Origin of the sequence: Nocardia sp. NPDC051756 (assembly GCF_040681495.1) — a bacterium.
Lineage (GTDB): Bacteria > Actinomycetota > Actinomycetes > Mycobacteriales > Mycobacteriaceae > Nocardia.
The window spans coordinates 206,756-225,083 of sequence record NZ_JBFAYV010000010.1 but is presented as its reverse complement, the minus strand read 5'-3'; the positions used below and the strand labels follow the sequence as shown (position 1 = coordinate 225,083).

18 protein-coding genes and 1 pseudogene are annotated in these 18,328 nt (G+C 67.3%); 13 read left to right on the top strand and 6 right to left on the bottom strand.

Annotation, left to right across the window (positions count from 1 at the left end; translation table 11 throughout):
• Positions 1-19: 19 nt before the first annotated feature.
• On the bottom strand, positions 20-496 hold the full coding sequence (locus AB0M22_RS37520) for a MarR family winged helix-turn-helix transcriptional regulator (RefSeq protein WP_364737056.1): 477 nt from the start codon (positions 494-496) through the stop codon (positions 20-22).
• A 111-nt stretch (positions 497-607) separates the two neighbouring features.
• Between AB0M22_RS37520 and AB0M22_RS37515 the strand changes: the two genes are divergently transcribed.
• Together AB0M22_RS37515 and AB0M22_RS37510 are read left to right on the top strand one after the other, a co-directional pair.
• Positions 608-952: an EthD domain-containing protein gene (locus AB0M22_RS37515; RefSeq protein ID WP_364737054.1), complete on the top strand. Its 345-nt coding sequence runs from the start codon at positions 608-610 to the stop codon at positions 950-952.
• Between the two features lie 206 nt (positions 953-1,158).
• Entirely contained in the window at positions 1,159-2,655 is a 1,497-nt protein-coding gene (locus AB0M22_RS37510; RefSeq protein ID WP_364737052.1) for an amidase family protein, read from the top strand.
• A 380-nt stretch (positions 2,656-3,035) separates the two neighbouring features.
• On the opposite strand, the gene AB0M22_RS37505 is transcribed toward AB0M22_RS37510, so the two are convergent.
• Positions 3,036-4,472, bottom strand: coding sequence for an MFS transporter (locus tag AB0M22_RS37505; protein WP_364737049.1), 1,437 nt, complete (start codon positions 4,470-4,472; stop codon positions 3,036-3,038).
• A 119-nt stretch (positions 4,473-4,591) separates the two neighbouring features.
• On the opposite strand from AB0M22_RS37505, the gene AB0M22_RS37500 reads away from it, so the two are divergent.
• The 3 genes from AB0M22_RS37500 to AB0M22_RS37490 all read left to right on the top strand — a co-directional run bounded on the left by AB0M22_RS37500 (position 4,592) and on the right by AB0M22_RS37490 (position 6,318).
• Positions 4,592-5,251: a helix-turn-helix domain-containing protein gene (locus tag AB0M22_RS37500; RefSeq protein ID WP_364737048.1), complete on the top strand. Its 660-nt coding sequence runs from the start codon at positions 4,592-4,594 to the stop codon at positions 5,249-5,251.
• Positions 5,252-5,339: 88 nt separating this feature from the next.
• The gene (locus AB0M22_RS37495; RefSeq protein ID WP_364737046.1) at positions 5,340-5,816 is read left to right on the top strand and encodes a DUF1772 domain-containing protein; all 477 of its coding nucleotides are present in this window, start codon (positions 5,340-5,342) and stop codon (positions 5,814-5,816) included.
• 103 nt (positions 5,817-5,919) lie between these two features.
• Complete coding sequence (locus AB0M22_RS37490; RefSeq protein WP_364737044.1) at positions 5,920-6,318, top strand: PPOX class F420-dependent oxidoreductase; 399 nt, start codon at positions 5,920-5,922, stop codon at positions 6,316-6,318.
• A gap of 25 nt (positions 6,319-6,343) precedes the next feature.
• On the opposite strand, the gene AB0M22_RS37485 is transcribed toward AB0M22_RS37490, so the two are convergent.
• A complete protein-coding gene (locus AB0M22_RS37485; RefSeq protein ID WP_364737134.1) occupies positions 6,344-7,153 on the bottom strand; it encodes an alpha/beta hydrolase in 810 nt (269 codons plus the stop codon).
• A pseudogene (locus AB0M22_RS37480) lies at positions 7,139-7,537 on the bottom strand (VOC family protein); the annotation flags it as partial. The pseudogene AB0M22_RS37480 and the gene AB0M22_RS37485, both read right to left, overlap by 15 nt.
• A 173-nt stretch (positions 7,538-7,710) precedes the next feature.
• Here AB0M22_RS37480 and AB0M22_RS37475 point away from each other — a divergent pair.
• The 4 genes from AB0M22_RS37475 to AB0M22_RS37460 are packed head-to-tail and all read left to right on the top strand — an operon-like array spanning position 7,711 to position 11,180.
• Positions 7,711-8,349 carry a hypothetical protein gene (locus tag AB0M22_RS37475; protein WP_364737042.1) on the top strand — a complete coding sequence of 213 codons (639 nt, stop codon included), beginning with the start codon at positions 7,711-7,713 and terminating at the stop codon, positions 8,347-8,349.
• 46 nt (positions 8,350-8,395) lie between these two features.
• Positions 8,396-9,493, top strand: coding sequence for a serine hydrolase domain-containing protein (locus tag AB0M22_RS37470; RefSeq protein WP_364737040.1), 1,098 nt, complete (start codon positions 8,396-8,398; stop codon positions 9,491-9,493).
• Entirely contained in the window at positions 9,490-10,431 is a 942-nt protein-coding gene (locus tag AB0M22_RS37465; RefSeq protein ID WP_364737038.1) for an ATP-binding cassette domain-containing protein, read from the top strand. The genes AB0M22_RS37470 and AB0M22_RS37465 overlap by 4 nt, the downstream gene beginning before the upstream one ends.
• On the top strand, positions 10,428-11,180 hold the full coding sequence (locus AB0M22_RS37460; RefSeq protein ID WP_364737036.1) for an ABC transporter permease: 753 nt from the start codon (positions 10,428-10,430) through the stop codon (positions 11,178-11,180). The genes AB0M22_RS37465 and AB0M22_RS37460 overlap by 4 nt, the downstream gene beginning before the upstream one ends.
• On the opposite strand, the gene AB0M22_RS37455 is transcribed toward AB0M22_RS37460, so the two are convergent.
• Positions 11,164-14,301: a BTAD domain-containing putative transcriptional regulator gene (locus AB0M22_RS37455; protein ID WP_364737034.1), complete on the bottom strand. Its 3,138-nt coding sequence runs from the start codon at positions 14,299-14,301 to the stop codon at positions 11,164-11,166. The genes AB0M22_RS37460 and AB0M22_RS37455 overlap by 17 nt on opposite strands.
• A 202-nt stretch (positions 14,302-14,503) precedes the next feature.
• Here AB0M22_RS37455 and AB0M22_RS37450 point away from each other — a divergent pair, with 202 nt between their 5' ends.
• From AB0M22_RS37450 to AB0M22_RS37435, 4 genes are all read left to right on the top strand, one after another.
• Complete coding sequence (locus AB0M22_RS37450; protein WP_364737033.1) at positions 14,504-14,704, top strand: ferredoxin; 201 nt, start codon at positions 14,504-14,506, stop codon at positions 14,702-14,704.
• A 43-nt stretch (positions 14,705-14,747) separates the two neighbouring features.
• Positions 14,748-15,971 carry a cytochrome P450 gene (locus AB0M22_RS37445; RefSeq protein ID WP_364737032.1) on the top strand — a complete coding sequence of 408 codons (1,224 nt, stop codon included), beginning with the start codon at positions 14,748-14,750 and terminating at the stop codon, positions 15,969-15,971.
• A gap of 78 nt (positions 15,972-16,049) precedes the next feature.
• Positions 16,050-16,952: an alpha/beta hydrolase gene (locus tag AB0M22_RS37440; RefSeq protein ID WP_364737031.1), complete on the top strand. Its 903-nt coding sequence runs from the start codon at positions 16,050-16,052 to the stop codon at positions 16,950-16,952.
• Positions 16,953-16,989: 37 nt separating this feature from the next.
• The gene (locus AB0M22_RS37435) at positions 16,990-17,745 is read left to right on the top strand and encodes a MerR family transcriptional regulator (protein ID WP_364737029.1); all 756 of its coding nucleotides are present in this window, start codon (positions 16,990-16,992) and stop codon (positions 17,743-17,745) included.
• On the opposite strand, the gene AB0M22_RS37430 is transcribed toward AB0M22_RS37435, so the two are convergent.
• Positions 17,711-18,295 (bottom strand): TetR/AcrR family transcriptional regulator, encoded by a 585-nt coding sequence (locus AB0M22_RS37430; RefSeq protein ID WP_364737027.1) that lies wholly within the window; start codon positions 18,293-18,295, stop codon positions 17,711-17,713. The genes AB0M22_RS37435 and AB0M22_RS37430 overlap by 35 nt on opposite strands.
• Between the last annotated feature and the right edge of the window lie 33 nt (positions 18,296-18,328).

The following is an 18,328-nucleotide window of genomic DNA, read 5'->3' as shown; positions in this document are numbered from 1 at the left end:
TCGATCCGGCAGCGCGCACTTACCCGGTGGGACCGCTTGCCCGCCGCACGGTTTCGGCGATACCGGAAAGGGCCGCGCCGAGTTGGCGGCGCTGGGTGGTGGTCAGTGGGTCGAATACGAGTCGGCGGACCTGTGCGACGTGACCCGGGGCGCTCTCGATCAGTTTCTGTTGCCCGCTGTCGGTCAGGGTGGCGAGGGTGTAGCGGCCGTCGCTCGGGTCGACTCGGCGGACGATCCACTTCCGCGTTTCGAAGCGGTCCATCAGTTTGGACAGTCGCGGGAGCGTGCTGTCGGAGACCCGGGCCAGCTCGCTCAGCCGCATGGTCACCTCGTCGGCCATCGATAGCCGGGCCAGCACGCTGTATTCGAAATTCGAGATGCCCGCGTCGCGCTGCAACTGCCGGTCCAGGGCCGCGGGCAGGGCGATCACGACGGTGAGCAGGTCCTGCCAGAGTTCCTGCTGCTCGGCGTCGAGCCACGGCGACGGTTCGTCCATGCGGACCACTTTAACTTGCCTCGGCAATAAATATCACTTGCCCAGGCAAGTGAAGATGGTCTACGTTATGACTTGCCCAGGCAAGTTAATCTCGACCATGAGGAATCTTCGATGATCAAGCTCAGCATCTTCCTGACCCGCCGCGCAGACCTCACCCACGACGAGTTCGTGCACTACTGGACGCAGAAGCACACCCCGCTCATCGCGAGCCTGCCCGCAGGCGAGGTCCCGGTCCGGCGCTACGTCCAGCTCCTGCCCACCGACGACGAAATCCCCGGCGTCCGCACCGCGGTCTACGACGGCGTCGCCGAGGTGTGGGTCGACGACATCGCCGACGCCGCCCGCTGGTTCACCTCCGAGACCTACACCACGACCGTCGCCGAGGACGAGGAGCAGTTCATCGACCGCACCCTGACCCGCTTCCTATACACCACCGAAACCTCGATCTTCGGTTGAACCCAGACCTGCCCCGGGCGACCTGGCGATCAGGCCGCCCGGTGCGCCTGACCGGAGCACCGCGCCTTAGGTCAGCCGATCGGCTGGCATCGGCCCGCGAACATGACGCATCAGCGGCGCGGGTGCATGATGGCGGTGCTCGACACCACGAACTCGTCCGCGATATCGCGTGCCGGCACTGGTGTTCCCGGTCGAAAGGAAAGTCCATGCGGTACAGCGAATACCGGGCCTACGACGCGGTCGGCCTGGCCGAGTTGGTGGCCAAGGGGGACGTCCACCCGACCGAGCTGCTCGAGGTCGCCTCGGCCCGCCGCGACCAGGTCGACCCCGAGATCAACGCAATCAGCCTGCGCATGGACGAGGTCGGGCGGGCGGCGGCCGAACGTCCGCTGGCGGGACCGTTCGCCGGTGTGCCGTTCCTGCTCAAAGATCTCGCACAGGATTTCGCGGGCTATCCGACCGCGTCGGGTACCGGTCCGTTGCGAAAACTGAAGGCCGACCGGAACAGCACGCTGGTGCAGCGCTGGATCGACGCCGGTCTGGTGATATTCGGCAAGACCACCACCCCCGAGTTCGGCGCTGTCGCGGTCACCGAGACCCGGACCTACGGCGCGACGCGTAACCCATGGAATCTCGACCGCACCCCGGGCGGTTCGTCCGGCGGCTCGGCGGCCGCGGTCGCCGCGGGGATCCTGCCGATGGCCGGCGCCAGTGACGGCGGCGGTTCGATCCGCATCCCGGCCGCCTGCACCGGGTTGTTCGGCCTCAAGGCCGGGCGCGGGCTGGTCCCGGCGGGTCCCGACGTCGCCGAGAGCATCTTCGGCGCCGCCACCGCAGGAGTGCTCTCGCGCAGTGTCCGCGATTCCGCGGTGATGTTCGACCTGCTCAGTGAGCCCGATCCCGGCGGTCCCTACCTGTCGAGCCGGTCCGCCCAGCCGTACGCCACCGCGGTGGATGCGCCGCCGCGCCGGCTGCGCATCGGGTTCACGCACGAATCCCCGTTGGGCGCACCGGTGCACGCCGAGGCGGTGCGCGCGGTCGAGGCGACCGCGGCGCTGCTGGAACGGCTGGGCCATCACGTCGAGCAGGCCGCGCCGCGCATGGACAGCAGGCAGATGGCGCACGACTTCATGACGGTGTGGACCGCCAACCTCGCCGCCCGCCTCGCTCAGGCCCGAAAGCTCAGCGGCGCAAGCGATTCCGACTTCGATGTGACCACCCGCGTGGTCGCCGCCGCCGGGCGCGCCCACTCCGCCGCCACGTTGATCGAGGCGCACGGCCGCTGGAACACCTACACGCGCGCGCTCAGCGAATTCCACGACACCTACGACCTGCTGCTCACCCCCACCCTCGCCGAGCCGCCGCTGCGCATCGGCCAGACGAAACCGCCTGCGGCCGTGGAGAAGATCATGGGCGTACTGCTGGAACTGCGTGCGGGCACGGCGATCACGCGCACCCCGGTCTACCGCGACCTCGTCCTCACCAACCTGGCGCCGGTCCCGTTCACCCAGCTCGCCAACGTCACCGGCCGCCCCGCCATGAGCGTCCCCCTGCACCGCACCGCCGACGGTCTCCCGCTGGGCAGCCAGTTCGTCGGCCCGCTCGGCGCCGAATTCCTGCTCCTGCAACTCGCCGCCGAACTCGAACAAGCCCAACCCTGGGCCCACCTCGAACCTCCACTCGCCCCCGCGGCGGTGGAATGACCGAAGGCTTCGATCGTCGAATCGAACCGTTCCGGACGGAGCCGGACCACTCGCTGGCAGCTCGACGGTCAACAAGCAGCTCAACATCCGCTTCCTCGGCGCGGACGCCGCGATCGTCATCAGCGAACCCGCCATCCTGTTCGCCGGCGAGACCGAAATTCCGACGCCGCGCGAAAGGTGAACGCCACCTGGGTTTTCGAGAAGCGCGAGGGCAAATGGCTGATCGCTGCCTATCACAACAGTCCGGTGCTGGCACCTGCTCAGTGAGCTGAACTGACCGGACGGCCCCATCCGTTGACGCGGATGCGGGCCGATCGGTCGTTCAGCGGCGCGGTGACCGCCGCTGCACGGCGACCCATCCGGCAGGCGATAGGCCGACGTCACATGGGTGCGTCGTTGGTGCGAGTGTTGTAGGTACCCAACCCGATCAGCGCCGCGATCATGACCGCGATGCTGCTGGCCAGCAACGCTCGCCCGAACCCGGAAGCCAGCGCTTCCGGCGGAGCCGTCCCGGCATGGAGCAGGTGCGTGGTGCGCGAGGTCGCCAGGGTGGTCAGCACCGCGAGACCGAGCGCGCCACCGAGTTGCTGAGAACTGTTCAGCAACGACGCCGCCAAACCTGCCTGATCCGGTGACACCCCGGCGTTGGCGGCGTTGGTCACCGACACCAACACCGTGCCCAAACCCACCGCGACCACCATCATCCCGGGCAGCAGATCGGTCAGGAACTCACCATCGACCGGCAACCGCGACAACAAGAACACCCCGACCGAGGCGAGTACACAGCCACCCACGATCAACGGCCGAGTGCCGATCAACGGAATCAGTTTGGTCGACCCACCCGCACCGATCCCGACACCGAAAGTCAGTGGCAGATACACCAGACCGGTCTTCAACGCCGAATACCCGAGGACGTTCTGCATGTAGAGGGTCAGGAAGAAGAACATCGACAAGAACCCGGCGATCGCGATCAACTGAGTAGCATCCGCCGCCGCGAGCCCACGCACCCGGAAGATCGACAACGGCAGCAACGGATTCGGATGCCGGTACTCGTTCACCACGAACAACACCAGCAGCACCGCCGCACCCGCCAGCCGCCCGATCGTGCTCAGCGAATCCCACCCCGCATGCGGTGCCTCGACCACCGCATACACCAGCAACAACACACCACCCGTACCCAAAATCGCACCGGCAGTATCGAAATCGCGGCTCGGCGCACGATGCCGATCATCAGGCAACAACCGATAAATCGAAGCCAGCAGCACCGCACAGATGATCGGATTGATCAACAACACCGCCCGCCAACCGAAATACTCGGTCAACATCCCACCCAGCAGCACCCCCGCGGTCGAAGCCAGCCCGATCATCGCACCCCACGCCCCCAACGCACGATGACGATCTGTCCCCTCCTCGAAGGTCGTCGTCACCAACGACAAGGCCGCCGGCATCATCAACGCCGCCCCCGCACCCTGCACCAACCGCGCCCCCACAAGCAACGGCGCAGTCGTCGCGAACCCACCCACCAAAGACGCCACAGCGAACACGATCACCCCCACCACAAGCACCCGCCGACGCCCGATCAGATCCGCCGCGCGACCACCGAGCAGCATGAACCCGCCATACGTCAGCAGATAACCAGTCGCCACCCATTGCAGACCCTGCTCGGAGAAATCGAGCCGATGCTGAATCGACGGTAGCGCCACATTGACGATCACCGAGTCCATGAAATCGAGAAACCCGACCGAACACAGCAACACCAGAATCAGCTTGCCGTGCCAGGTCGAGAGGGCGGACGGATTTCCCACCGCGCGAGTCATGACAAGGTGCCTCTCTGGAGTGAAAGCATCTCGGAACAGGCGGGTTTCGGGACCGACTCCGCCCGGCAGGCGTGTCCCTCTGCTCGACACCCCCGGTGTGGTTGATAAAATCAACCTTGATGGATGAAGTCAAGCGTAAGCCGAAAAGTCCCCGCTCCTACGAGCAGTTCTGCGCCCTCGCGCGCGCCCTGGACATCGTGGGTGAGCGCTGGACCCTGCTGATCGTGCGCGAACTGCTCCCCGGCCCGATGCGCTACTCCGAACTGAAGACCTCGCTCACGGGGATCGCGACCAACCTCCTGGCGGAGCGGCTGCGAACGCTGGAGTCGAACGGCATCGTGCAGCGACAACTCGGCGAGACGGGAGTCCTCTACACCCTGACACCGTGGGGCGCGGGACTCCGAGAACCCATGGAGGCGCTCGGCAGATGGGGCGCGCCGCTGGTGATGACCGGACGCAACGGCGATTCGTTCCAACCACGCTGGCTCGCCCTCGCCCTCCCCGCCCTGCTCCGCGGAATCACCGCGACCCCGCCGGTAGAACTGGGCATCGAGACGGACGGATTCCGCCTGATCCTGCGCGTCGACGAGGACGGTCCCAGCGCGATCGCCCAGACCGATCAGCAGCCGGACACGATCTTCACCGCCGTTCCGGATGTCGTCGTCGGGCTCGCGGCAGGCGGGCTCACAATCGACCAGGCCCTCACCCTCGGCAATCTGCACGGCGACCGGCGAATCCTCAGCACGGTGTTTCCGCCGGGGCGGACGATCACACCCTGAAATCTAGCAACGCTAGACAATGTAGCGAGCGAATGTTAACGTTGCTCCAGCATCTAGCGCTGCTAGATTTCAGGAAAGGGAAGCCGAAATGCTCATCATCACCGGCCAGATCATTGCCGCCGTCGCCGTTCTCGCCAATGCCGTCGTCTATGGCACCGATGTCTGCGGGGCCGTGATCATGCGGTCGGTGTACCGCAAGCTCGACGACGCGACCGTGACCGTGAGTGCGGGCTGGGGTCACTACTACGGCGACAAGCGGATGCCGGTCGTCGGCGCGGGCGGTGTGATCACCGCGGTGCTCACGCTGCTGATCGCGCTGTTCGCCGGGCAGATCGGCGCCGCGGTGGCGGCGGGGATCACGGTGGCGGCGCTGCTCACCTGGCTCGCCCTCTATGTCCGCATCGCCAAGCCGATCAACACCCAGCAGACCGCCGCCGCGCAGAGCGGCATCATTCCGGCCAATGCCCGTGCGCTGCAGGACAAGTGGGACAGCATCCTGAAGTACCGGGTCACCTTGCAGTTCGTCGCCATCGCCGGACTGTGCGCCGCGCTGATCCTGTTCTGATCTCGAAATACCAGGTGGGCAACAGCTTTCGCTTCTCCCACTCGACAACTTCCGGCTGATCGCCGGGCACCCCGATACCGAATTCCACCGAGGAGTAACCGAAATGACCTTCACCGCCAACGAACAGCAGTTCCTCGCCGAGGCCGGAATCGGCCGACTGGCCACCGTGTCGCCGGACGGCGTGGTGCAGAACAACCCGACCAGCTACCGGGTGAACGCCGACGGGACGATCGACATCGGCGGCATGCGGATGCGGGCCAGCCGAAAGTTCCGCAACGTCGAGGCGGGCAGCCGGGTGTCGTTCGTCATCGACCAACAGGTTTCGTTGGAGCCCTACGTGATTCGCGGCATCGAGGTACGCGGTACGGCGGAGGCGCTCGACGACGAGGAGCCGCCGTTCCAGCCCCAGGAACGCGCGATCATCCGCATTCACCCCGACCGGGTCATCTCCTGGGGCCTCGACGGCGGATCCTTCGATTTCACCAGTCGCACCCCCGAGTAGCCGGTCCCCGCGGCCGGGGTTTCCGTCAATCCCCCTGTGCCAGAAACGTTTCGACCAGCGGCAGCAGCAGATCGGTGCGTCGCAGCACGCCCATGTGGGTGGCGCCGGGCAGCACGGCCAACTGCGCGCCGGGGATGAGGTCGCGCATGGCGGCCGCGTGGTCGAGCCGGACGAAGTCGTTGTCGCCGACGATCAGCAGCGTAGGCGCGGCGATCGACCCGAGCTCTGCTTCGGTCCAGCCGTCGACGTCATCCGGTGTCCGCGAGGCCTTCGCCACCAGCGCGAAGAACTGCGCCGGGTCCGGGGCGACCCGGGCATACTCGTCCTGCCACTGCTGGAAGTCTGCCTGCGTCGGCATCCGATCCGAAGAATCACCGGGCTGCGGATTACGGATTTCCGGGTGATAACCGGCGGACCGGTAATGCGTCGCGGCGGCCACCAGCCGGCCGACCCGCTCCGGATGACGCATCGCCACCCGCAACGCCGTCAGCCCGCCGAGGCTGAACCCGAACAGATCCGCCCGCTCGATGCCGAGTTCGCCGAGCAGGACGGCGATATCGTCGGCGAGGTTGTCCAGCGTCAGTTCCCGCTCGGTATCGGCGGTGTGCCCATGACCCTGCAACTCCACCGCGATCACCTGTCGACCGGCCGCCAGCGCGGGCAGAATCGCGCCGAACGCCAAGTCGATGGTCATCAGCCCGCCGTGCAGAACCACCAATGGTCTACCGCTGCCGTGGATTTCATAATACATGCGCAGACCGTTCACCTGCGCGTACCCAGCGGTGGCAGCCGATGCGTGCCGCTCGTGAACCGGATCCGCCGGGTAGACGGCGATCTCGATCAGATTTCCGTCCGGGTCGTTGCAGTAGTGCGAGATCATCGGGCCGAGTGCGCCGGTTCGGCTGACCGCGCCATTCGCGATGTCGACGCCGCAGGCGACGAGATGATCGTGCACCGCCTCCGCCGTGGCATCGGCCACGAAGCACAGATCCGCGGAGCCCGCGCTCTCGACCGCGGCCGTCGTCCACGCCGGGTCAGTGGTCAGGGCGCCGATCGGGCGCAGGTTGAGTTTCTGGTCGCCGAAGCGCAAAGCCGTTCTGCCACTGGGCCCGAACGTCTCCAGGCGCAGGCCGAGCACCTCCACGTACCACCGGGCGGTTTCGGCGACGTCGCGGCAGTTGATCACCACATGGTCGATTCGATCGATGCTGAACCCCATGATCAGGACTGTAGCCGGGTTCGGGCACACCCGCTTTGACCAGGGCGAACACCGTGTCAGCGGACGTGTCAGGTCGGCGTCAGGTCGGTATCAGCCGCCTTGGCGATGGTAGTTCCAGTGACCGGCTGGACCAACCCACCGACACACACCGACCGACACACAGGAGTTCAGCCATGACCACCTTCCAGACCCCCGAACCGATCGCCGTCACCATCGACGTGCTCAGCGGCGACGTCACCGTGATCGCCACCGACCGGACCGACACCGTCGTCACGGTCCAGCCGGCCGACGCGGCCAAGAAGGGCGACATACGCGCCGCCGAGCACACGCAGGTCACGTTCGCGGCGGGCATCCTGACCGTGCAGACGCCGAAGGACTGGCGCACCTACACCCCGTTCGGCGGCAACCCGTCGGTCGCGGTGACCGTCGAGGTGCCCCTCGGCTCCCGGCTGAAGGCCAACGCCGGCGTGGGCCGCTTGGCGGGCATCGGCGAACTCGGCCGGTCCGACCTGGAGATCGCCGCCGGCGACATCATCGTCGAGCGCCCGAGCGACTCGGTGACCGCGAAGGTCGCCAAGGGCGACATCCGGATCCGCGAAGCCGCCCGCGGTGTGCTCCGGCTGGAGACCTCCATGGGCGAGTTGGAGGTGGGCATCCGTGCAGGCAGCGGCGTGCAACTGGAAACCAACGCGAAGCACGGCGCGGTGCAGAACGTGCTCGGACCGGTCGACGGGTCGCGGGACAACGCGGAAACCGTCCAGGTCTTCGCCCGAAACTCGTTCGGCAACATCATCATTCGGCACGCGGCCTGACCGCTCCGACCTTCACCTCAGCACAACCCGAGAGAGAAACGAAACCATGAACATCCAGAACACCACCCAGGATCGTCCGGAACTCCAGCAGCTCATCGAGCAGGTTGTCGAATCCGGTTTCACCGGACTGACCCTGCGGGTCAACGACGAGCAGGGCGAATGGGCAGGCACCGCCGGCGTGAGCCGGTTGGATGAGCCGGGCCTGCCGCCGATCGACGGACACGTCCGAATCGGCAGCAACACAAAGACCTTCACCGCCACGGCGGTGCTGCAATTGGTGGCCGAGGGCAAAATCGCGCTGGACACCGCGGCAGTCGACTACCTGCCCGAGTTCGAGCTCGACCCGCGGATCACCGTGCGCATGCTGTTGCAGCACACCAGCGGCATCTTCAACTTCACCGGCGAGTACGCCGCGGACGGGACGGTGGCCGCGGGCATCCCCTCCACCATCTCGGGCAAGGAGTGGGTGGACAACCGGTTCAAGACCTACCCGCCGGAAGACCTTGTGCGCCTGGCGTTGTCCAAGCCGAGCAAGTTCGAACCCGGGACCGATTGGAGCTACGCCAATACCAACTACGTGGTGCTGCGGCTGTTGATCGAGAAGGTCTCCGGCCGTTCCTACGCCGAGGAGATGCAGCGCCTGATCCTCGGGCCACTCGGCTTGACCGGCACCGTCACCCCGACCAACCAGATCGAGATCGCCGAGCCGCACGCCCATGCCTACTACCGCTACGACGACGGCGGCGTGGAGAAGACGATCGACGTCACCGAGCACAACCCCTCCTGGATCTCCAGCGGCGGCGACATGATCTCGACGACCCAGGACCTGCACACCTTCATCTCCGCGCTGACCGGCGGCCAACTCCTGCCTGACGCGCTGCGGACCGAAATGTTCACGCCGGAAACCAAAGTCGGCTACGGCCTCGGCGTTTTCGTGCAGCCCGTGGGTACCGACGGTGACATCGTCATCACCCACAACGGCGGCGCCGCGGGCTACGGGGCGCTGATGTTCAGCACGCCGGACGGCAAGAAGACCATGACCGCCGCCTTCAACTACGTGGACGACGCCACGCTGTCCCTGTCGGCGGCCTTCCAGGCGGCGCTGAAGCTGCTCGTCGACGCGGTGTTCGGCGGTGCGCGATGAACGCCGCGGCCATTACGGCCTCCGGACTGCGGAAGGCCTTCGGCGGCAAGACCGTCCTCGATGGCATCGACCTGAATATCGGTGTCGGAACTATATTCTCGCTGCTCGGCCCGAACGGGGCGGGCAAGACGACGACGGTGAACGTGCTCACCACGCTGCTGACGGCGGACGGCGGCACGGCGTGGGTCGCGGGGCACGATATCGCGACCGAGACCAAGGCGGTGCGCGCCTCGATCGGAGTCACGGGTCAGTTCGCCGCGGTGGACGATCTGCTGACCGGCGAAGAGAACCTCCAGTTGATGGCGGATATCCACCGGCTGCGCGGCACCGAGGGCAAGCGGGTGATCGCCGAACTGCTGGAACGGTTCGACCTGGTGGAGTCGGCGCGCAAGCGGGCGGCGACCTACTCCGGCGGTATGCGCCGCAAGCTGGATCTGGCGATGACGCTGGTGACCAAGCCGGACATCGTGTTCCTGGACGAGCCGACCACGGGTCTCGATCCGCGCAGCCGGCGCACCATGTGGGACATCGTGCGCGGCTTGACCTCCGACGGCGTGACGATCTTCCTCACCACCCAGTACCTCGAGGAAGCCGACCAGCTGGCCGACCGCATCGCGGTGCTCGACCAGGGCCGCATCGTCGCCGAGGGCACCGCCGACGAGCTCAAGCGCCGGGTGCCGGGCAGTCACGTCCAGCTCCGTTTCACCGACATCACGGAACTCGATGCGGCGCAACGCATCCTGCCCGATGCCACCCGCGACGACGAAGCGCTGGCCTTGCGGGTACCGGGCGACGGTGGATCGAAATCGTTGCACCACTTACTGGATCGGCTTGCCGCCTATTCGATCGAAGCCGAGCAGGTCTCGGTGCACACTCCCGACCTCGACGACGTTTTCCTTTCCCTGACCGGTCACGCAACCGCGGAGGCAACCTCATGAGCATCGCACTGGCCGATTCGTCGATCATGTTGCGCCGCAACTTCAAACACATCGCCCGGACCCCGGTCACGGTATTCAACGCGGCGCTGATGCCGGTGGTGATGATGTTGATCTTCGTGTACGTGTTCGGCAGCGCCTTCGAGGTCGGCGGGAACTACATCGACTACGCGACGCCCGGAATGATCCTGCTGGCCATCAGTTACGGGTTGTCGGGCACCGCGGTGGCGGTCAGTTCGGACATGTCGAAGGGCATAATCAACCGGTTCAAGGTCATGGATGTCTCCCGCGGGGCCGTCCTGACCGGGCACGTCGCGGCGACCATTCTGACCAATGCGGTGGCCATCGCGGCCGTGCTCGGCGTGGCGCTCGCGCTCGGGTTCCGTTCGCCCGCAACCGCACTCGATTGGCTCGGCGCGATCGGCGTCATGGCGGCGACCTCGTTCGCGGCGTCGTGGCTCACCGTCGCGCTGGGGATCTCGGCGAAAACCCCGGAGGCCGCGGGCCTCACCGTGGTGCCGCTGATCATGCTGCCCTTCCTGAGCAGCGCGATCGTGCCGGCCGACAAGATGGGTCAGGGTGTCCGGCAGTTCGCGCAGTACCAGCCGTTCACGCCGATCATCGAGTCGCTGCGGGGATTTCTCGCCGGCCACCCGTCCGGCGGCTACACCGCCGCCGCGCTGGGCTGGTGCGCCGCGTTCGCCCTGGTCGGGTACGTGTGGTCGCGGCACACGTTCACGAAGCGAGCGTAGCCGCGACCAGATCACGCCAATCCGCTTGTGTCCCTTCGGCCATCGCCTCGGTGAAGCTCGCTTCGCCGAGGCGATCTCGTGCGCTCTGCTCGATCCGGGCCACGTCCGGATGGGACCGATCGGGCAGTCCGCGAACGCCGGCGCTCGCCGCGAGCAGCCGCACCGCCTGCTCGTTCCGGTCCAGCCGCAGGGCCAGGTCGGCGATGCCGACAAGGACCTGGGCGACGAGGGGCGCGTGCCCCGCCGCCGAGGCCGCTTGGAAGGCCGCAGCATTCTCGGCGCGGGCCTCGTCGACCTCGTCGGCGAGGAAGCCGCGCATGCCATGGATCATCGCGCCGACCGTCGGCTGTTCCACGTCTTTGCCCAACAGCTTTGTGGCGACCTCGATGTGGTGACGCGCCTGCTCGTTGTCACCGCTCCAGCGAGCCAGCTCGGCCTTCGTCAAGGCCAGTTCGGCCAGCGCGTTCGGCCAGGCGGCCCGATCCGCATAGCGCTGCGCCTCCGCCATCGCGGCCGTGCTCGCCGCCGAATCACCCGAGAGCCAATACAACTGAGCCTGTCGCGAGCGCATCTCGACGATGTTCTCGATCGCGCCGACCTCGGTGACCACCGCGATCGCCTGCGCGTAAAGCTCACCGGCACCGGCGAATTCGCCGCGCATGGCGATGCGATTGGCCAGCTCGGTCAGCGCGAACGACATTCCCCAGCGTTCGCCGATGGCCTGGAACTCGGTCAGGGCCGCCTCGAGATACGCGTCCGCCTCCGGCCCGTCCTGCCCGAGCACGATCCGCATCTTGCCCATCTGTAGCCGGGCCAGCGCGCGCACCCAGGGATCCTCGGCGGTGAGCAGCGGTTCGAACGCGGTCAGCAGCGCCTCCGGCCCCTGCAACATGCGTTCCAGCGCGTCGATGAACGCCAGCAGCGGGTGCGGGGTGTGGCTGAGCTGGTTGAATCGGTGGGCCCGGCGGATCCAATCCGCCACGTCGTACTCGTCGTTGCGCCCGGTGCTGGCGAAGTGCGCGACCAGCCCGTAGACCATGGCCCGGGTCGCGTCGTCCACCTCGCCGGACACCTCGGCGGCCGCGGTCAGCAGCTCCATGCCCTCGGCCTTGTGCCCGCCGAGCCACCAGTACCAGCCCGCCTGCACCGCGAGCCGCATCGCGCCGGTCGCATCGCCGGCCGCGAGCGCGCCGCGCATGGCGACCGCGATGTTGTCGTGCTCGGCCTCGAGCACGGCCAGCCACTCCAGCTGCTCGGCGCGACGCAGGTGCGGCTCGGCGGTCGCGGCGAGTCCGGTGAAGTAGTCGAGATGCGCCCGGCGCGCGGAATCCGACTCCCCCGCCTCCGCCAGCCGGTCCATGGCGTACTGCCTGATCGTGTCGAGCATCCGGTAGCGCGGCTCGCTGTCCCCGGTGCTGCGCAGCAGCGATTTCTCGGTCAGCGCGGTCAGCAGCTCGAGCACCTCCCACTGCTCCACCTCGTCACCGACGCAAACCTGTTCGGCCGCTTCGAGACTCGCGCCGCCGGCGAACACCGCGAGCCTGCGCAGCACCGATCGTTCGGCGTCGGTGAGCAGCTCCCAGCTCCAGTCGACCACGGCGCGCAGCGTCCGATGCTGCGGCAGCGCGGTCCGGCTGCCGCCGGTCAACAGGCGGAACCGATCGTCGAGGCGGTCGGCGAGCTGATCGAGTGACATGGTGCGCAGCCGGGCCGCGGCCAGTTCGATCGCCAGCGGGATGCCGTCCAGTGCCCGGCAGACGCGGGCCATGGTGGCCAGTGCGTGCGCGTCGGTCGCGAGGTCCTTGCGCACCGCACCCGCTCGGTCGCGCAACAGCTGCACTGCCGGGGAGGACTCGATCTCGTCCGGTTTCGCATCCTCAGTGGGCAAGGCCAGCGGTTCGACCTGCCATAACGCTTCGCCGGTGATGCCGAGCGGTTCCCGGCTCGTGGCCAGGATCCGCAGCCGCCGGCACTCGCCGAGCAGGCGGTGCGCGAAGGCCGCCGCGGCGTCGATCACGTGCTCGCAGTTGTCCAGGATCAACAGGGTTTCGCGATCGCGGATGGCCGCGACGAGCCGGTCCATCGGTTCCGCGCTCGTCGCGTTGCCGAGCAGCGCGTCGCGCAGGCCGAGCGCGGCGAGCGTGGACTGGGCCACGTCGCCGCTCGCGCCGAGGGACGCCAGTTCCACCAGCCACGCGCCGTCGGGCAGGTCGTCGAGCATGGTGCGCGCGGTTTCCACGGCCAGCCGGGTTTTCCCGGAGCCGCCGGGGCCGGTCAGCGTGGTGAGGCGGTGGTCGGCGATGAGTTCGCGGACGGCGGCGACGTCGGTGAATTTGCCGATGAATTCGGTCAACTCGGCGCGCAGGTTCGTCTTGCGGTCTTCTTCCTTCGCGCCCACTTCGCCGCGCAGCAGCGCGACATGCAGTGCGGACAGCTCGGGTGAGGGGTCGACGCCCAGGGTGTCGGCGAGTTCCTCCCGTGCGCGTTGGTACACGGTCAGGGCCTCGGCGCCGCGGCCTGCGGCGCCGAGCGCGCGCATCAGCGCGGCGACGAGCCGTTCCCGGGCCGGGTGCCGAGCCACCAGCTCGGTCAGCTCGGTGACCAGGTCGGCGTCGCGGCCGAGGCGGATTTCCGCCTCATAGAGATCTTCCAGCGCGGCGAGGTGCAGGCCCTCGAATCGGGCGACCACCGTGTCGACGGCGGTGTTGTCGCGCACGTCGACGTCCTGCATCGGCGCGCCGCGCCACAGGTCGACGGCCTCGCGCAGCAGTTCGGCGCGATGCGCGTCGCCTCCGCCGCGGGCCTGGTCGAGCAGCTGCTCGAAGCGCACCGCGTCGACGGCGGCGGGCGGCACGGTCAGGCGGTATCCGCCGGCCTGCACGTCGAGCGAACCGTCGGGCAGCGCCCGGCGCAGCCGGGAGACCAGGGCCTGCAACGAATTCGCCACGTCGGACGGCGGCTGCTCGCCCCAAATCCAGTCGACCAGGGTCGTTTTCGGGACCGCGCGACCGGGTTCGAGCGCGAGGGCGATCAACAGCGCCCGCAACCGCGCACCTGGGACCTCTACCGATCCGCCGTCCGCTAGCCGGATCTCGAGCGGTCCAAGTATTCCGATCTGCACCGGACCATTCTGCCGTGCATGGTCGGCGGTACTCGGTCCACCCTGGATAACCACGGCTGAACGCGCCGCGCACCGTGTCAGGTCGCTGTCAGGTCGATATCAGCCCGGCTGGCGACAGTATTCCCATGAGCAATTCTGCAATCCCCGCTTCCGGAGCACGGAAGGCGTTCGGGGACAAGACGATCCCTCGGGCGGAGGGGTGATGGAACTCCGCGTGGACCGGGAGCGCTGCATCGGCGCGGGCATGTGCGTGCTGACCGCCCCCGAAGTATTCGACCAGGACCTCGCGGACGGGCGGGTGCTCTCGCTGACCCGCACGCCCACGCCAGAGCAGGCGGCGGACGTCCGCGAGACCGTTCAGATGTGCCCGTCCGGCGCGCTCACCTTCGTCTCCGGCGACTGACTCCCCTCGCCGACCCGACAAACCGTCCCGAAAGGACCCCCTCATGAGTCAAGACGTTCCCGTCCCGCACGGCCTTCCGATGGAACGCAATGCCGGGCCGTTCGACCCGCCCCGCGAGATCACCCAGCTGCGCGAGGCACGGCCGGTCAGCCCCTTGATCTTTCCCGATGGTCACGAAGGGTGGCTGGTCACCGGCTATGCCGAGGTCCGTCAGCTGATGGCCGACACCCGGTTCAGTTCGCGGCAGGACATCGGCATCGTGCACGTGCCGTACGAGACGCCCGGCATGCCCGTCGCGACCGAGCCGTCCCCGCCGCTGCCGGGGCTGTTCATCGCCATGGATCCGCCGGATCACACCCGGCTGCGGCGCAAGCTCACCGGCGCGTTCACCGTCCGGCGGATGAAGATGCTGGAAGAGCAGATCATCGAGATCACCGAGCGGCAGCTGGACGAGATGACCCGGATGACCCCGCCGGTCGATCTGGTCAAGGAGTTCGCGCTGCCGGTGCCGTCGCTGGTGATCTGTGAACTGCTCGGTGTGCCGTACGCGGACCGGGCGAACTTCCAGGTCAACTCCGCGCAGTTCCTGGTGAAGGACCAGACGCTGGACGAGAAGATGGCCGCGTTCGGCGCGATGAATATGTATCTGGCCGAGCTGGTTACGCAGAAGCGGGCCGAACCCGGCGAGGACATCCTGTCCGATCTGGCCCGGCACGACGATCTCACCATCGAGGAGCTGGTCGGCATCGCCTTCCTGCTGCTGCTCGCGGGGCACGAGACGACCGCGAACATGTTGGCGCTCGGCACTTTCGCGCTGCTGGAGCATCCCGAGCAGCTGGCCGAACTGCGTGGCGAGCTCGAGCTGGTTCCGGATGCCGTCGAGGAACTGATGCGCTATCTGTCGGTGGCCGACATCTTCTATCGGTATGCCACGGAGGACATCGAGCTAGGTGGTGAAACGATCGGCGAGGGGTCGACCGTGGTCATCTCGCTGCTGGCCGCGAACCGCGATCCGTTGCGGTTCGAGAATCCGGATCTGGACATCCATCGCAAGGCTCGTGGGCATCTGTCCTTCGGTCACGGTATTCATCAGTGCCTCGGGCAGCAGTTGGCGCGGATCGAGATGCGGGCCGGTTTCGCCGGGTTGCTGCGGCGTTTTCCGACGCTCGAACTCGCCGTTCCCGCCGGGGAGGTCAGGCTCCGGACCGACATGAATATCTATGGGGTTCACGAGCTGCCGGTGCGCTGGACGGAAACCGCGCAGTGAAAATCGCGGGCCGGGGATCAGGCGGGTCCCCGGCCCGAGTTTGACCCTGACCCTGCGTCAGGGTTGGAGCATCGTCGGATGACGAACAACAGCATTTCCTCGACTCGGCTCGCGCCGCCGATCGGTGAGTTCCAAGAGATCGACGGCCGACGCCTCTTCGTGCACCGGTCGGGCAGCGGCGGGCCTGCCGTCGTTTTCCTGACCGGTGCGAGCGCGATCGGTCTGGACTATTTCGGTGTCCAGCAACAGGTTTCGCAGTTCACCACGGCCGTTCTGTATGACCGTGGCGGCACCGGCTACAGCGATCCACTCCCCCTGCCGCGCACCGCCACCGCGGTCGCCACGGAGCTACGCGAGCTATTGCAGGCGCAAGACATCCCTGCCCCTTGGGTTCTCGCGGCGCACTCGCTCGGCGGGTTCTATGCGCACCGGTTCGCGCAGCTGTATCCGCAGGACGTGGCCGGGCTGGTCTGGTTGGACGGACTCCACCGCGACTGGGACGACTTCATGCCGCCCGCTTCGAGTCTGGCCGAGTTCGAGCGGATGGGGCCCGATCTGGAACAGCTCGAGCAGATGCGCCCGGCGTTGCGCGAAATGCACGCCGAGTTGTATGCGGACTATCCGGAGTACGTGCGAGAACCGCTGATCGACGTGCGGGTGAGTGCCGAATCGATGCGCGCCGGTCTCGCCGAGCGCCGCACGCTGGTCGACCTCGCCACCGAACTGCGGGCCGGGCCGGGCATTCCCGATGTCCCGGTGATCGCGCTTTCCGTGGTGGGCACCGATCCGAATCAGCCGGATTTGGCAACGCCAGAGATGAACGATGCCAAGACACGAATGGACGCGGCGCTGGTGGGCGTGGTCTCGCACGGCGAACAACGCCTCCTCTCCGACACCCTGCACCATCGGCTCTGCTTCGACCGGCCCGATGCCGTGGTCCAGGCGGTCCGCGACGTCGTGGACCGGGTGGCACGGTCTTAGACTCGGCGATGTTCTACACGCAGACCCGAGGAGGACGGTGCTCACGATCAGTCAACTGGCGGCGACCGCCGGGGTGACCGTGCGCACCGTTCGGCACTATCACCACGTCGGACTGCTGCCCGAGCCGGAGCGCGACGCCTCCGGTTACCGCCGCTACAGCGCGCAGATGGCGGTGGATCTCATCCGGATCAGGACCCTGGCCGACGCCGGTGTGCCGCTGGCCCGGATCGACGCGCTGCTGCACGCGCAGCCGACCGAATTCGCCTCCGCCATCATCGATATCGACGCCGAATTGCAGAACAAGATCAATCAGTTGATCGAATATCGGCGCCGGATCGGCGAATTGGACAGCGGCGAGAAGTTGGTGCTGCCCGCCGCGGTGGTGGCCATTCTGAACCGGATGCGCGGGCTCGGGATCAGCGAACAGCGGGTGCTGCTCGAACGGGATTCGTGGATCCTGATGCAGGCGTTGGATCCGGGGGCGATGCCGCAGCGGATTCGGGAGAAGAATGCGGGCTTGGACGATCCCGAGACGACGCGTCTGTATATCGCCTGCGATCAATCGGTCGACTGGGATCCGAACGATCCGCGCCTCGATCAGCTCATAGATGACCTGGATGCCTGGGAGATCGCCCACGAGCGCGGGGCCGGGCAGCCCGGGCTGCTGAAGTTGGTCGTGTCCCGGATCTCCGATGCGTCACCGGCGTGGCAACGGATCGTCGATGCGCTGACCCATCGCGCGAAGCAACGGCAGAACGCTACTGGCGGCAGCCATCGAGCAGCAGTCGAATAGTGACGCGCGCATCGTAGTTCGGGTCCGTCATTTCTGCGCCCGCGCAAATGTCGCCGATTCCGCGCATCAGCTGGTAGGCGGTGAGGTCGGCGGTGACCTCGCCCGAGTCCCGGGCGGCGGAGAGCAGATCGTCGAAAACCGGGACGAGGCGATCGAGAAACAGTGCGTGCAGGCCGGCGAAGCTGTCGGAATCAGTGCGAATCGCCGCGGCCAGCCCATGCTTGGTGGCCAGGAAATCCACGAACAGATCGACCCATTGCCGCAGCGCGGCGAACGGTGACGGCGCCGTCGCGAGCAGGGCGGGGCCGGCCTCGGCGCACTCGTCGATCTGGTGCCGATACACGGCCGCGATAAGGTCCACGCGGGTAGGAAAGTGCCGGTAGATAGTGCCCATGCCGACCCCCGCCTCGGCGGCGATCCGGCGCACCGGGGCATTCACGCCATCGGTGACAAACACCGACGCCGCGGCATCGAGCAGCGCTTTCTCATTCCGTCGGGCGTCCGCGCGCTTACCCGTATTCACGATGATCGGCTCGGCGTCCGCACTCACGCGACGTTCCTTTCCCTTCGGCGTCCATATTCG

Bases quoted from the DNA above. Each gene is read 5' to 3' on its own strand.
- AB0M22_RS37520 (WP_364737056.1), bottom strand. From the start codon at position 496: ATGGACGAACCGTCGCCGTGGCTCGACGCCGAGCAGCAGGAACTCTGG.
- AB0M22_RS37515 (WP_364737054.1), top strand. From the start codon at position 608: ATGATCAAGCTCAGCATCTTCCTGACCCGCCGCGCAGACCTCACCCAC.
- AB0M22_RS37510 (WP_364737052.1), top strand. From the start codon at position 1,159: ATGCGGTACAGCGAATACCGGGCCTACGACGCGGTCGGCCTGGCCGAG.
- AB0M22_RS37505 (WP_364737049.1), bottom strand. From the start codon at position 4,472: ATGACTCGCGCGGTGGGAAATCCGTCCGCCCTCTCGACCTGGCACGGC.
- AB0M22_RS37500 (WP_364737048.1), top strand. From the start codon at position 4,592: ATGGATGAAGTCAAGCGTAAGCCGAAAAGTCCCCGCTCCTACGAGCAG.
- AB0M22_RS37495 (WP_364737046.1), top strand. From the start codon at position 5,340: ATGCTCATCATCACCGGCCAGATCATTGCCGCCGTCGCCGTTCTCGCC.
- AB0M22_RS37490 (WP_364737044.1), top strand. From the start codon at position 5,920: ATGACCTTCACCGCCAACGAACAGCAGTTCCTCGCCGAGGCCGGAATC.
- AB0M22_RS37475 (WP_364737042.1), top strand. From the start codon at position 7,711: ATGACCACCTTCCAGACCCCCGAACCGATCGCCGTCACCATCGACGTG.
- AB0M22_RS37470 (WP_364737040.1), top strand. From the start codon at position 8,396: ATGAACATCCAGAACACCACCCAGGATCGTCCGGAACTCCAGCAGCTC.
- AB0M22_RS37465 (WP_364737038.1), top strand. From the start codon at position 9,490: ATGAACGCCGCGGCCATTACGGCCTCCGGACTGCGGAAGGCCTTCGGC.
- AB0M22_RS37460 (WP_364737036.1), top strand. From the start codon at position 10,428: ATGAGCATCGCACTGGCCGATTCGTCGATCATGTTGCGCCGCAACTTC.
- AB0M22_RS37450 (WP_364737033.1), top strand. From the start codon at position 14,504: ATGGAACTCCGCGTGGACCGGGAGCGCTGCATCGGCGCGGGCATGTGC.
- AB0M22_RS37445 (WP_364737032.1), top strand. From the start codon at position 14,748: ATGAGTCAAGACGTTCCCGTCCCGCACGGCCTTCCGATGGAACGCAAT.
- AB0M22_RS37440 (WP_364737031.1), top strand. From the start codon at position 16,050: ATGACGAACAACAGCATTTCCTCGACTCGGCTCGCGCCGCCGATCGGT.